The sequence below is a fragment of the uncultured Bacteroides sp. genome (assembly GCF_910578895.1).
Taxonomy (GTDB): Bacteria; Bacteroidota; Bacteroidia; order Bacteroidales; family Bacteroidaceae; genus Bacteroides.
On the sequence record NZ_CAJTSC010000035.1, the window covers coordinates 19,555 to 35,027 of the forward strand.

Genomic DNA, 15,473 nt, shown 5'->3' on the forward strand with positions numbered 1-15,473 from the left:
AACAAAAAAATCCGTGGTCTTGCACGGCTTTTTCATTTACAGGTATTAAAGGGAGTTAGAAGGAGTTATCTCCTTTTGGAACAGGCGTTAAAAGCCGACAGTCACACCGGAGGAACACGACCGGAGAGACCGCCCAAACAGACAGGCGGAAGCGGACAAACGGAAACGGAACGGTGAAGAACAAACGGAATAAGGGCAGACCAACCACAACAAAATACTTATTATCAGCAATATACGAGTGCCAGCCATTCCCTGCACGGTGGAACTTTATTCCCAGCTTGCTGGGAATGTGTTCCCACCTCATTGGGAATATGTTCCCAACGTGCAGGGAACACGTTCCCAATTAAGTGGGAACATCTGGGGAAAAAGAGGCTGTCAGTCACGGGGCTTTTATTTACGGGATTTATCAGAAGTCAGAGGAAGAGAGGAGACAACTCCTCTGACTCCTGTAAACTAAAAAAACGTGGTATGTAGCAATAAGTTTCGTAAAAATAGACTAAAATCCGTTTGTCTTAACCATCCTTTTATTAACTTTGTTTGCATAACCTCAAAACAAGCCGATATGAAATACAGATTATTAGTTCTCGATGTAGACGGAACACTTCTCAACGATACAAAAGAAATCAGCAAACGCACGCTTGCAGCTTTGCTCAAGGTGCAACAAATGGGTGTGCGCATCGCATTGGCGTCCGGCAGACCTACATACGGCCTCATGCCATTGGCAAAAACCCTTGAACTGGGCAACTATGGGGGCTACATTGTCTCCTATAACGGTTGCCAGATAATCAGTGCGCAGAATGGAGAAATCCTGTTCGAACGGCGAATCAACCCGGAGATGCTGCCCTACTTGGAGAAGAAAGCGCGTAAGAATGGCTTTGCCATATTTACCTACCACGATGATACCATAGTAACAGACAGTCCGGACAATGAGCATATCCGCACCGAAGCCACGCTGAATAACCTGAAAATCATTCCGGAAGAGGAGTTTTCCATAGCAATAGACTTTGCACCATGCAAGTGCATGCTGGTGGGTGACGATGAAGAAGCATTGACCGGTCTGGAAGAACATTGGAAAAGACGTTTGGGCGGAACTCTGGATGTATTTCGTTCGGAACCTTACTTTTTAGAGGTCGTACCTCCCGGAGTTGATAAAGCAAATACCGTAGGCGCACTATTGTCACACCTGGGCATTGCCCGTGAGGAAGTAATTGCCATCGGCGACGGAGTATGTGACGTCAATATGTTGCAAATTGCCGGTTTAGGCATAGCTATGGGACATTCGCAGGACTCTGTAAAAGCTTGCGCCGACTATGTGACGGCTTCCAATGAAGAAGACGGCGTGGCGCAAGCCGTCGAGAAAATGATTTTGGCGGAGGTTCATGCCGCCGAGATACCTCTCGACCTGCTCAATGCCCAAGCGCGCCATGCACTGATGGGCAATCTGGGTATCCAGTATACCTATGCGTCGGAAGACCGTATAGAAGCGACCATGCCCGTAGACCAGCGTACACGCCAGCCCTTTGGCATCCTGCATGGCGGCGCAACCCTTGCCCTTGCCGAAACCGTTGCCGGACTTGGTTCCATGATTACCTGCCAACCCGATGAAATAGTTGTAGGCATGCAAGTCAGTGGAAACCACATCTCCTCCGCACACGAAGGAGATACCGTACGGGCGGTAGCTACTATCGTGCATAAAGGACGTTCTTCCCATGTCTGGAATGTAGATGTGTTTACTTCTACCAATAAACTTGTTTCTTCTGTCAGAGTGGTAAATAGCGTATTAAAGAAAAGATAAGCCGGAAAGATAAATAACAAATTCAAGTTATAACCAATTATTATATTGATGTATGTCAATATGGAGCAAACTCATAGGGATTAAGAAAACCGAGGATAAAAACAATATCATTGGCAACAAAACCACCTCTGCACCATGTAGTGCCCGCAATTATGCAATAGTAGATGTGGAAGTCGGCTTGAAAGACCATAAGATCCATGATATAGGAGCGCTGAAACACGATGGCACGACATTCCATAAAACCTCGAAAGAAGAACTGTTTGTTTTCTTAAACGGCATAGATTACATCTGCGGCCACAATATCATCCACCATGATGCCAAGTACCTGTTTACCGACAACACATGCCGCCGGATTTTAGTTGATACGCTTTATATCTCACCTTTATTGTTTCCGGAACGTCCTTACCATAGGCTTGTGAAAGATGACAAACTGATTTGCGAACAGATGAACAATCCGGTAAACGATTGCAAGAAAGCAAAGGATCTGTTATGGGATGAAATAGCATGCTGGAATTCATTGCCGAAAGAGAAGCGTATGCTATTCGCATCGCTGCTGAAAGACAAGAAGGAGTTTGAGGGATTTCTCGGCATGGTAAGTGCGGAGTATATCCATAAAGGAATACCTGAACTTATAAAAGAACTTTATGCCGGAAAGATTTGCCAGCACGCCGACCTTGATATGCTCATCAACCGATACCCGTGCGGATTGGCATACGCATTGGCTCTGATTGATACGACAGATTATCGCTCCGTCACACCCGGGTGGGTGCTTCACAACTATCCCGAAGTGGAATTTATCATAAAACTGTTACGCCACACCAGCTGCAACAAGGGTTGCAACTACTGCCACACACAATTGGATGTACTCCATAACCTAAAATTATTTTTCGGATATGAACGCTTCCGGACATACGAAGGCGAACCTCTACAAGAACGGGCTGCCCAAGCTGCGGTAGAGGGTAAATCGCTACTGGCAATATTTCCTACCGGTGGCGGTAAGTCGCTGACCTTCCAATTGCCGGCACTTATGGCAGGACGCTCCGTGCACGGACTGACGGTTGTCATTTCTCCCTTGCAGTCCCTGATGAAAGACCAGGTAGACAACCTTGCCGACAGAGGCATCACGGATGCCGTAACCATCAATGGAATGTTAGATCCTATCACACGGTCGCTGTCCATACAAAGAGTGCAAGACGGGGAAGCTTCACTGTTGTACATATCTCCCGAAATGCTTCGTTCCCAAACAATTGAGAGAATATTGACAGCCCGGCATGTGGTAAGGTTTGTAATAGACGAAGCACATTGTTTTTCTTCATGGGGGCAGGATTTCAGGGTTGACTATCTCTACATCGGTAAATTCATCCGAAAATACCAGCAAAAGAAAAAATGCGAGCACCCGATACCTGTATCCTGTTTTACGGCTACGGCAAAACAGAAAGTGATACAAGATATCTGCGACTATTTCAAGCAAACCTTGGACTTGAACTTAGAACTGTTCGCATCAACGGCTTCAAGAACCAACCTGCACTATTCCGTCATACATGCAGAAAATGACAATGACAAGTATTTAAAACTGAGAGGGCTTGTAGCAGAGTCCGATTGCCCGACAATTGTTTATGTATCACGTACCAAACGGACAAAGGAGCTGGCTACGAAATTGACCCGCGACGGTTACAAGGCACTGCCTTTCAATGGTAAGATGGATGCGGATGAAAAAATTGCCAACCAGGATGCTTTCATGAACGATCAGGCACACATCATCGTGGCCACGTCTGCATTTGGTATGGGAGTCGATAAGAAAGACGTAGGTCTCGTGGTACATTATGACATTTCCGACTCTCTGGAAAACTACGTTCAAGAAGCAGGCAGGGCCGGTCGTGACCCAAGTCTCAGTGCACGTTGTTATGTGCTTTATAGTGACAATGACCTGGATAAGCATTTTATATTGCTAAACCAAACGAAACTCAGCATTAGTGAAATACAACAGGTATGGAAAACTGTCAAAAACCTTACCAAACATCGTATGAAAGTCAACTGTTCTGCATTGGAAATTGCCCGGCAAGCAGGATGGGACGATTCGGTATCTGACATTGAGACCCGCGTACGAACTGCATTGGCAGCATTGGAACAAAGCGGATATTTGGTAAGAGGGAACAATGTGCCTCATGTATATGCCACGGGAATTACGGTAAAAAACATGGACGAGGCAAGAGAACGCATATCGGCGTCAGTACTCTTTGGCAGTGATGAAATAGAGAAGTCGGTCCGCATCATCAAATCATTGATATCCCAAAAGCATATCGCTAAAGCTCAGGATTCGGAAGCAGAATCACGAATCGACTATCTGGCAGACATCTTGGGGCTAAGCAAAAGAGAAGTCATATCCATCGTGGAACGCATGCGGCAAGAAGGAATATTGGCAGACAGCAAAGATATATCCGCCTATTTGCTGGATGCGGGAGACTCGGAACGAAAGTCGCAAATGCTCCTCGAACGTTTTGCTAAACTTGAACAATACATCCTTAATCATATTCCCGATGGAATTTTGCGAATATCATGCAAGCAATTGAATGAAAACGCCGTGAACGACGGAATCAACACATCCAAAGAAAAAGATATCCGGACGCTACTCTATTTCCTCACCGTCAAAGGTTATACCCGTAAGAAAGAAGATGCGGTCCGCAATATGGAAATAAGTCGTCAAGCGGACTTGGAGACTACTATGAGACGCTTTGAGAAGAGATTGGAAATAAGCCGTTTTGCCGTGGAATGGTTGTACCAATTAGCTTCTGATGCAGAAAAGGAAAACGTGCCCGGCAAAGCCATCCAGTTCTCCGTAGTAGAACTTTTGAACCAAATAAAATCAAGTTCTCAATCCCTTTTCGGCGGACTTGATGACATTCAATTGGAAGACGTAGAAGAGGCACTTCTGTATTTGTCGAAAATCGGTTCACTAAAACTTGAAGGCGGCTTTTTGGTACTTTATAATGCCATGAATATCCAAAGAATAAAGGACAACAAGTCGAGATACAAGCAAGACGACTACCGGATGCTCAACGAATTCTACAAGTTGAAAATCCAGCAAGTGCATATTGTAGGCGAATATGCCAATCTGATGGTGAGAGATTATCATGCAGCACTGCAATATGTTCAAGACTATTTCCAAATGGATTACAGGAAGTTTGTCACAAAATATTTCAAAGGTGACAGAGTAAGCGAGATACAACGTAATTTGACACCACAGAAGTACAAACAATTGTTCGGACAATTGTCCAAACGGCAAATGGATATTATTTCCGATAAGGGTTCACGTTGTATTGTAGTCGCAGCCGGTCCGGGTAGCGGAAAAACACGCGTATTGGTTCACAAACTGGCCTCACTCCTGTTACTTGAAGATGTGAAACACGAACAGCTACTGATGTTGACATTTTCAAGGGCTGCCGCTACGGAATTCAAACAAAGACTCATGGAGTTGATAGGCAACGCCGCCCACTTTGTCGAAATAAAAACATTCCATTCCTATTGTTTCGACCTTTTGGGACGGATAGGAAATCTTGAAGATTCAAGAAATGTCGTTGCAAAGGCGGCTGAGATGATATGTCAAGGAGAAGTGGAACCCAATAAGATTGGAAAGACGGTGTTGGTCATAGATGAGGCTCAGGATATGGGAGCCGAAGAGCATGCGCTTGTAAAGGCTTTAATGACTAATAATGAGGAGATGCGTGTGATAGCAGTGGGAGACGATGACCAGAACATCTATGAATTCCGCGGTTCCGATTCCGGTTATATGTACCAACTGGCACAAGAAAGCGGAAGCGCATTTATAGAAATGACCGAAAATTACCGCAGTGCGCGTCAGCCGGTGGATTTTGCCAACGGATTCTTGAAAAACATACATAAAAGGATAAAAAGTACGCCAATTATCTCCATGAGAAAAGAAAAAGGTTGGGTGGAAGTAATACGCTATCAATCGGAATATATGTATCAGCCGCTCGTCGAAAACTTGCTTCAGCATAGGGATAAAGGAACTTCTTGCGTGCTGACCCAAACAAATGAAGAGGCCGTTATCCTGATGGCTCTTTTGCGGAAACATGGTATAAACAGTAAACTGATACAATCAATGGACGGTTTACGTTTTTGGAACATGGCGGAAATGAGATATTTTCTGAGGTATATAAACAAGCGGATAAAAACACCGCTAATCACGGAAGAACTGTGGGAGGAAGCCAAGCATAACACCTTTTCTACTTATGACAAGAGTCTAAGCTTGATGTATGTGAAGCGTTGTGTAGACCAGTTTGAACAAACCAACAAGACTAAATATTTCAGTGACTTCAAAGAATTTGTATTTGAGTCGTCAGTGGAAGACTTCTGCGATGTATCAGGAGCCGACGTTGTGGTGTCAACCATTCATAAGGCAAAAGGCAGGGAGTTTGACGATGTGTATATGCTCATATCCGACAATTATGTAAAGGATGCCCATCTGATGCGTCGATACTACGTAGGAATAACCCGTGCGAAAAACCGGCTGTTCATACATACAAACGGCGATTGTTTCAATCATTTGGGTGCTGACCGGTATCTTATGGACCAGCGGCAATATGACATGCCTGAAGAAATTGTACTGCAACTCTCCCATAAAGATGTCAATTTGGGATTCTTCAAAGAACGAAAACAAGAAATCTTGGCATTGAGAGGAGGAGACTCCTTGACTTACAGTAATTTCTTTTTGTATAGTTCATTGAGTGATAAACCTATAGCTAAGTTATCATCAAAAATGCAGGATACATTATCCGAATGGGAACAAAGAGGTTACAAGGTAAAATCCGCATCTGTACGGTTCGTGGTGGCATGGAAATCTAAAGACGCTCCAAAAGATGAACCGGAAACGGTTGTTCTTTTGGCTGACTTGATGCTTTCTTTATAAGCTAAAACGCTTGAAATTATCACATTATTCATAATTTATCAAATCAATTAGAGAACTACTACGACTCAATGAAACTGACCAATAAACGATTTTGGATTTTGAAGGATTTACCTTTGTTTATGCGGCAGTAGTTTTGCCGCTTGCTGACTTATTTTTTGGAAAAGGTTCGGATATGGAGTTCAAGATTTTTGTAGCCGGACTATGTAGCATTTGTGGTATTATCACTTGGCTTTTGGTAAACGGCAAACATTGGGTCAAATTCGCTTTAGTGTATGAAGGTGTTTTTCTATTCTGTGTTTCTCTGACATTATGGATATCGGCATTATTCTATACTTCATTTAAATTTAACGAACTATTGTCGGATGTTTATATCTTCTTTAGTTTCATGATTTTTATTGCAATACTTACAATAATACCATCTTTCTTGTTGTCGTTTCTCGGATATGGGTTATTTCAAAAACATGAAAAGAGAGAGGGAGTAGAATCTAAAATAGGACATATTGACATGCCCCCATAAACGCAAAGAGCGTGCAACTCGTTGAGCTGCACGCTTTTGCTTATTATTTATTATCTGTTTCCTTATCGGAATCATTTGACTTCCTCAAAGATAATAACTATTGAATATAAATCATTTACGCACTACTTGGTACAAATATGATTGCTTTACTTCGATTACTCCATATCTCAGCCTATATAGGACAGAAAAAACGCCCAAGAAGAACTTTAACTTAGTTTAACTACACCTCTTTTGTGTAATTTCTGTTTTCTCTTGTTTTCAAATAGACTTGGATATTTTCTCTTGTTATGCTTTTATTTTCAAAAAGCAGTGATTACTATATGATTGCAAAAATGCACCTACGATTTATCTATCGTTTTTTATGAAAATCTATCGTACCTTTGCATTGGAAATAAAAAACAATAGGCATGAAGCAAAAAAGACATATACTCCATTCACTAACTATCGAAGTTATGGCTGTGCTACTGGCTTCAATGGTCGCTTTTCAAATATGCGATAAGTTTGGCATACGGATGAGCTTGCTGCCATTTGTTATGGTTGCCGGATATATCATCCTAAAACTCCTGTATCATCTCTGCATTATCGTGGCAAGATATATTATAGAAACCATCCCTCCATCATTTTGGGTATCAGTTAAGAAAAGGGATAGTAAGAAGACATTGGCTTTAGCTTCTTTTCCTATCTCAAACAGCGAAGAAGTTCAGAAAAAACAAATGGAGTTATTTCACTATGAATACCAGCGTGAGCAACAACAATACCAGCAGCAAAAAGAGAAAGAAGATGATGAAAAACTTAATGCTATTTTGAAATACACACGAGATACATTTAAACGTTTTGATTTGGATGAAACTGAGATTTTCCAAATATGTGAATGTGTTCGTTATTTTGTGACCAATAAGCGAGTTCTTTCTATGACTGAAATTCATATCAAGAAACACAGTTCTATCACCCAAATCTCTTTGAAGAACTTCGCTTGGAATATCGCTTTCCAATATAATATAGGTGGAGATATGACTACATCCTTTGTGATGGCGACATTTACCGAATGGTTCGCTAACTCTACATTTGACACTGTTAGAAAAAATCTGCGCACTACTACTGGACGGCATAAGATTGAAATTGACGAAAATATCTTATCAAAATACGCTATCTAATCCTTTTTTTGCTTCCTGATAATAATTATTATCGGAAGTTGCTTATACTGTCAGACAATTTATATAAATTTGCTCTCGAATTAAAACATTTTACTTCATGGCTAATTTAAATAGATTAAAAGTAGTACTTGCAGAGCAACAGAAAACAGGAAAATGGCTTGCAGAGCAAATTGGGAAGTCCAACTGTACTATCAGTAAATGGTGCAGCAATTCGGTTCAGCCAGACCTTAAAACGCTTAATGATATAGCCAATGTTCTTAATATTGACGTGAAAGACTTGCTTGTCAGCAGTTGCAAATCATAAAACAACTTATTGTCATGGAAGTAAACAAGAAAGAACTCAAAGAACAAGAGATACGCACTCTGTTCATTACTCCTGCACTCCAACAAAAAGGATGGGCGGTAAGTGTAAATATGCGTGAAGAGTATTATTTCACGGATGGTCGAGTACTTGTTGTTGGCAACCAACATTCAGTAGCAGAGGGGAAAAAAGCCGATTATCTATTATACCATAAAGGTAAGCCAATAGCGGTAGTTGAAGCTAAAGATAATAAACATGCAGTTGGAGGTGGCATTCAACAAGCTATGGATTATGCCCAAATCCTTGACTTGAAATTTGCCTACTCTAGTAATGGTGATGCATTCTTGGAACATGACTTTATTATGGGGAAAGAAACAGAAATCAAGTTAGAGGACTTTCCGACTGAGGAAGAACTATACAACCGTTATCTGGCATCTAAGAACTATACATCGGATGAACTCAATATAATAGAAACTCCTTTCTACTATGATGCCCATAGCCATGAACCAAGATATTATCAACGTATAGCTGTTGATCGCACAGTAGAGGCCATCGCAAGAGGGCAACAACGTGTACTTGTGGTAATGGCTACCGGTACTGGTAAGACTTTTACTGCTTTCCAGATTATCCATCGTCTTCATAAAAGTGGGGCTAAGAAAAAGATTCTTTATCTTGCAGACCGCAATATCCTCATTGACCAAACAATGGTGCAAGACTTCAAGCCTTTCAAGAAGTTTATGACCAAGATAACTTCTGTTGGAGAGGGGGAGGAAAAAATTGATTCGTCATACGAAGTGTATATGGCTTTATACCACCAATTGGTCGGGAAAGAGGGTAAACCAGACCCATTCTTGGAGGTGCAGCCAAATTTCTTTGATTTAATTATTGTTGATGAGTGTCATAGAGGAAGTGCAAAAGACGATTCCGCATGGCGCAAGGTGTTGGAATATTTTAGTTCGGCTACCCAAATTGGTATGACAGCCACACCGAAAGCAGACGAAGGAGCGAACAACTTGGATTATTTCGGTGAACCAGTATATACCTATTCACTTCTTCAAGGCATTCAAGATGGTTTCTTAGCTCCATATAGGGTTACAGCAGACTTTATTAATGTTGATTTACAAGGATGGACTCCAGAAGAAGGTGAAATAGATTTATTGGGTAAGGAGATTGAACAGAAACTATATCAAAGACAGAATATAGGTCGTGATCTTGCCATCAAGTTAAGGCGTAAAGTAGTAGCACATAGGATAACCCAAATGTTACATGACATTGGTCGTATGACAAAGACAATAGTATTCTGTTCTGATATTGAGGAAGCTGCCGAAATGCGGACGCTGCTTATCAATATGAATAGCGATTTATGTAAAAAGTCGCCTTACTATGTTACACGTATTGTTGGTGAGGATAAAGAAGGTAAGAAACAACTGGACAATTTCATTAGTGTGGATGAGCCTTATCCTGTAATTGTTACCACATCTGAACTTTTATCTACAGGAGTGGACTGCAAAACTTGTGGTTTAATCGTCATAGACAAAGAAATTGGTTCTATGACTGAATTTAAGCAAATCATTGGACGAGGCACACGACTTAGAAAAGACAAGGGCAAATGGCATTTGGAAATCCTTGATTTCCGCAATGCTACCGCAAAATTCAAAGATCCAGCATTTGATGGCGACCCGGAACCACCAAAAGGAGGAGGGGAAAAAACCAAACCTTACAAAATCATTGATGCTCCAGAAACTCCAATAGTATCTGAGCCTCGTGAGAAATATCTTATCAGCGGTAAGAATATTCGCATTGCCCATGAAATCGTTTCAGTGTTAGGAGAAGATGGTAAGACGATGAGAACGGAAAGTGTTCAGTCGTTTGCTAAAAAGCAATTATTACGCCATTACCAAACTTTGGATGATTTTATCCAAACGTGGACGGAGGTAGAACGCAAACAGGCCATTATGGATGAATTGAAGGAATATGCTATTCTGATAGATGCTGTACGTGAAGCTAATCCGGCATTGAAGGATGCCGACATCTTTGATGTGATATGCCACGTTGCGTTTGACCAACCGCCATTAACAAGAAAAGAGAGAGCAAACAATGTAAAGAAGCGTAATTACTTCGGGAAGTACGAAGGTAAAGCTCGTGAAGTATTGGAGGCTCTTCTTGACAAATATGCAGAGAATGGTATTCTCGACTTTGAGAAGGCGAACATCTTGGAGATACCGCCATTCAATAGCATAGGAAAACCAACAAAAATCATAAAGTTATTTGGCGGTAAGGTTGCTTTTGAGCAAGCCATCAGAGAACTAGAATATCAAATTTATAAATCAGCTTAAAAATGGCAGTAAACAACATCATAAAGCGAATCCAAAATATAATGCGCCAAGACGCTGGTATCAATGGTGACGCACAGAGAATTGAACAAATGACTTGGATGTTTTTCTTGAAAGTCTATGACACTCAGGAAGAAACTTGGGAATACAAAGATGAAAACTACAAGTCTATCATCCCCGAAGATTTGCGTTGGCGTAAATGGGCAGTAGATGAAAAAGACGGTGAAGCATTAACAGGAGAAGCATTGCTCTCTTTTGTCAATGAAAAACTGTTCCCTACTTTAAAGAATCTTCCGATAGACGCCAATACGCCAAGAGCCAAAAGCATTGTTCAAGAAACATTTGCTGACTTAAACCAGTATATGAAGAATGGAACGCTTTTGCGTCAAGTGGTCAACATCGTAAATGAAATCGAATTTGACGATGCTGATGATCGCCACACATTTGGAGATATTTATGAGGGAATCTTGAAAGACTTGCAATCAGCAGGCAATGCAGGTGAGTTCTATACTCCACGTGCTTTGACAGACTTTATCGTGATGATGCTTGACCCGAAATTGGGCGAAACCTTTGGTGACTTCACCAGTGGTACAGGCGGCTTCCTTACCTCTGCTCTCAATTATATGAGTAAGAGCGTCGGTTCTGCCGAAGATGGAGAAAAACTGCAAAATGCAGTCGTGGGACAAGAATGGAAACCGCTACCTTATCTTTTGAGTATAACAAATCTGTTACTCCATGATATTGAAGCTCCCAATATAGCTAACTGTGATTCGCTTGGAACAAATATCACTGATTTCAAGGAAAGCGATAAAGTGGATGTTATCGGTATGAATCCTCCGTATGGCGGTAGCACAGAAGATAGTGTAAAAAGCAATTTCCCGGTGCAATACCGTTCAAGTGAAACTGCGGATTTATTCATAGCCCTTATCATGTACCGCCTCAAAGCTAGTGGTAGATGTGGTGTGATTATCCCAGATGGTTTCTTGTTTGGTACGGATGGAGCAAAACTTGCACTTAAAGAAAATTTACTCCGCAAGTTCAATCTGCATACCATCATCCGTTTACCGGGCTCGATATTCTCCCCATATACCTCTATTGCAACCAACATTCTTTTCTTTAATAATGAAGAAGCAGAGGGTTGCGAAGAAGGATTCAAGACCAAAGAGACATGGTTCTATCGCTTGGATATGCCGGAAGGCTACAAGCACTTCTCAAAGACCAAACCAATGAAGGTGGAGCATACCCTACCTATTCAGGAATGGTGGAAAGACAGGAAAGAAATTATCAGTGATGAAGTGGGAGAAAAGAGCCGTGTGTTCACTGCCCAACAGTTGATTGATTTGGATTGCAACTTCGACCAGTGCAAGTTCCCGAAAGAGGAAGAAGAAATACTCCCTCCGGCAGAACTGCTCAAACAGTATTTTGAGAAACGTACTGCACTCGACCATGAAATAGACAAAACCCTTTCTGAGATTCAAAAAATTCTCGGCATAGACATAAAATCGTGTAACTGATAATAGTGAAGTGATATGAAAGATTTGACCATCTCAAACATAGAACGGCAGAATGTACTTAACAATCGTTTTGCGGTCAGTAAAGTACAAGAGCATCTTGATATAGAAGGAATGCTCTTTGAGGGAGAATACCGCTTTACAAAAAAAATGGTTGCCGACTTTTATCAAGTTGACACATCTACAATAGATCGTTACCTGCAATCAAATTCTGATGAATTGAAGCATAACGGATATATTTTATGTAAGGGCAAACAGCTGAAAGAGTTTAAGTTAGAATTTGCTCACCTTATTAATGAGGCGAGCAAAACAACACAACTTGGACTGTTTAATTTCCGCTCTTTCTTGAATATGGGTATGCTACTTACAGAGAGTGAAAAAGCCAAGAAAGTCCGTAGCCTTATCTTGGATTTTGTGATTACCACTATCAATGAAAAGACAGGTGGAGGAACAAAATATATCAACCGCAGGGATGTGCATTACCTTCCTGCCGCAATAACAGAGGAAAACTATCGTAAAAATCTCACTTCTGCCATCAATCAATATGTGGACGGACATCCCACATACAAATATTCTCAAATTACAGATTTCATATACAAGGCTGTATTCAAGGAGAATGCTAAGGAATACCGGGAAGTGTTGAAGTTGGATTCAAAAGACAATGTTCGGCACACCTTGTATTCAGAGGTTCTGTTGGTTATCTCTTCTTTTGAAAACGGAGTGGGTGCTGCTATCAGTGAACGATTCAAGGAAAATGGCGGCAGGTTACTTACCGTTGACGAAGTGGAGTGTATTGTAAACGAACTTGCCGAACACCCGATGCAGAAACCTTATCTGAATGATGCCAGGACAAAAATGGCTTCAAGGGATTTCAGTTTCCGGGATGCGTATCATGGTAATATAGCGGATTACCTGCAAGCTGTTACTCCTGAGGAATTTGAACGATTCATCGGTGACCAGTCTATTGATTTTGACCGTATCTTAGCGGATAACAAAGATGTGCTTAAACGCTTAAAGCAGGCAGAAGATGAGTAAGGAAATTATTTACATAGATTACGATGAAGCCTTAAACATCTATGGCAAAATGATTGATGCCAGCGAGGGTGGTTTTGAAGGAGTGCGTGATGAAGGTGGTATTCGAGCAACATTGGATTTTGTGCAAAATGATTTATACTATCCAACCTTTGCCGACAAACTAACCTATCTGATGTATAGATTTTGCTCAGGGCATTTCTTCAACGATGGGAATAAGCGTATTGCACTGACTTTGGGTACGTACTTCTTACATAAAAATAATTACTACTGGCACGCTTGCATCTGTATGCGTACATTGGAATCTATCATTTATCATGTGGCAGCATCGAATATCGACCAAGATTTGCTGCTGCGCATCGTCAATAGTTTTATGACAAGTAAAGACTATGATGAAGAACTAAAAATAGATATTGCCAATGCCATGAGCAAAGGAAAGTTAGGAATACAAGGAGAGGATTACGAACAATGAACGGAAAGCAACTTAAAAACAGCATACTCCAGTGGGCGATACAGGGCAAACTTGTACCGCAAGATCCTAATGACGAACCGGCATCTGTACTTCTTGAACGTATCAGAGCCGAAAAAGCCAGGCTGGTCAAGGAAAAAAAAATCAAAAAAGATAAAAACGAATCTATCATTTACCGTAGTGAGGACAATTCTTATTATGAGAAGTTTCTTGCTACGGGCGAGGTGAAGTGTATTGATGAGGAGATTCCCTTTGAGATTCCGCAGGGATGGGAATGGGCACGGATTAACACAATCGGTATTTCTCAATTAGGAAAAATGCTCGATCGAGGAAAGAACATTGGTCAGGAATACCCATATTTATGTTCTATAAATGTTTATTGGGATGGGATAGATTTATCAAAGATTAAAACATTTAAATTGCGTGATGATGAGTTGTCAAAATATAGATTACACAAAGGGGACCTCTTAATATGTGAAGGCGGAGATTATGGAAGATGCTGTGTATGGGATAGAGATGAGGAAATGTATTATCAAAATGCCCTACATCGTATCAGATTTTATTGTGGGCTATTCCCAATATTCTATAAGTTTGTTTTTGAGTTATATCGCAATATCGGATATATTGTTGGACAAGGGCAAACAATAAAACATTTTACCTATGAAAGCATGAAATCCATTGTATTTCCAGTTCCGTCTATAAGCGAACAGAAGAGGATAGTAGAGTTACTAAAAGAGGTGCTTTTTTTAGTAAAACGGTATGATAAAAAACAAGATGCATTAAATTATCTGAACGAACGAATTAATGTGAAATTACAGAAATCAATCTTACAAGAAGCAATACAAGGCAAGTTAGTACCCCAAGATTCTACAGAAGAATCTGCTTCTATGTTGCTTGAACGAATACGGAAAGAAAAGCAGAAACTTGCCACAGAGGGCAAGTTAAAGAAATCAGCTTTGACTGATTCTATCATCTATAAAGGTGACGATAACAAGTACTTCGAGAAGAACGAAAATACAGAAATGGATATTACTGACGAGATTCCATTTGAAATTCCTGATAGTTGGAGTTGGGTAAGACTTAATGATATATGCTCTTACATCCAAAGAGGTAAGTCTCCTAAGTACTCTCTGATAAAGAAATACCCTGTTGTAGCACAAAAGTGTAATCAATGGAGTGGATTTTCAATAGATAAAGCTCAATTCATAGATCCAGATACTTTATCATCGTATAGTGAAGAACGAATTTTGCAGAACGGAGATTTAATGTGGAACTCTACCGGATTGGGAACATTAGGGCGAATGGCTATTTATTGGCAAACATTAAATCCTTATGAATTGGCTGTTGCTGATAGCCACGTTACTATTATACGGGCAATGAAAAAGTTTGTTCTGCCTCAATACCTTTATTACTATTTTACAAGTAATACAGTAC

General features: G+C 40.9%; 10 protein-coding genes. All 10 read left to right on the forward strand.

The annotated features are described in order from the left end of the window. The first annotated feature begins 562 nt into the window (after positions 1 to 562). Positions 563 to 1,795, forward strand: coding sequence for a Cof-type HAD-IIB family hydrolase (locus QZ327_RS09860; RefSeq protein WP_294618886.1), 1,233 nt, complete (start codon positions 563 to 565; stop codon positions 1,793 to 1,795). Positions 1,796 to 1,847: 52 nt separating this feature from the next. Beyond that, entirely contained in the window at positions 1,848 to 6,722 is a 4,875-nt protein-coding gene (locus QZ327_RS09865) for a RecQ family ATP-dependent DNA helicase (protein ID WP_294618887.1), read from the forward strand. A gap of 91 nt (positions 6,723 to 6,813) precedes the next feature. Further along, a complete protein-coding gene (locus QZ327_RS09870; RefSeq protein WP_294618888.1) occupies positions 6,814 to 7,239 on the forward strand; it encodes a hypothetical protein in 426 nt (141 codons plus the stop codon). A gap of 407 nt (positions 7,240 to 7,646) precedes the next feature. Next, complete coding sequence (locus tag QZ327_RS09875) at positions 7,647 to 8,393, forward strand: hypothetical protein (protein WP_122118425.1); 747 nt, start codon at positions 7,647 to 7,649, stop codon at positions 8,391 to 8,393. Positions 8,394 to 8,490: 97 nt separating this feature from the next. After that, on the forward strand, positions 8,491 to 8,697 hold the full coding sequence (locus QZ327_RS09880) for a helix-turn-helix transcriptional regulator (protein ID WP_057250134.1): 207 nt from the start codon (positions 8,491 to 8,493) through the stop codon (positions 8,695 to 8,697). Between the two features lie 14 nt (positions 8,698 to 8,711). Then, entirely contained in the window at positions 8,712 to 11,030 is a 2,319-nt protein-coding gene (gene hsdR / locus QZ327_RS09885) for an EcoAI/FtnUII family type I restriction enzme subunit R (RefSeq protein ID WP_294618889.1), read from the forward strand. A gap of 2 nt (positions 11,031 to 11,032) precedes the next feature. Further along, positions 11,033 to 12,541 (forward strand): class I SAM-dependent DNA methyltransferase, encoded by a 1,509-nt coding sequence (locus QZ327_RS09890; protein WP_057250137.1) that lies wholly within the window; start codon positions 11,033 to 11,035, stop codon positions 12,539 to 12,541. A gap of 15 nt (positions 12,542 to 12,556) precedes the next feature. Further along, entirely contained in the window at positions 12,557 to 13,573 is a 1,017-nt protein-coding gene (locus QZ327_RS09895) for a hypothetical protein (protein WP_057250139.1), read from the forward strand. Further along, entirely contained in the window at positions 13,566 to 14,042 is a 477-nt protein-coding gene (locus QZ327_RS09900) for a Fic family protein (RefSeq protein WP_294618890.1), read from the forward strand. The genes QZ327_RS09895 and QZ327_RS09900 overlap by 8 nt, the downstream gene beginning before the upstream one ends. Next, positions 14,039 to 15,473, forward strand: a 1,435-nt coding sequence (locus QZ327_RS09905; RefSeq protein WP_294618891.1) for a restriction endonuclease subunit S, incomplete at its 3' end; no start/stop codon positions are given. The genes QZ327_RS09900 and QZ327_RS09905, both read left to right, overlap by 4 nt.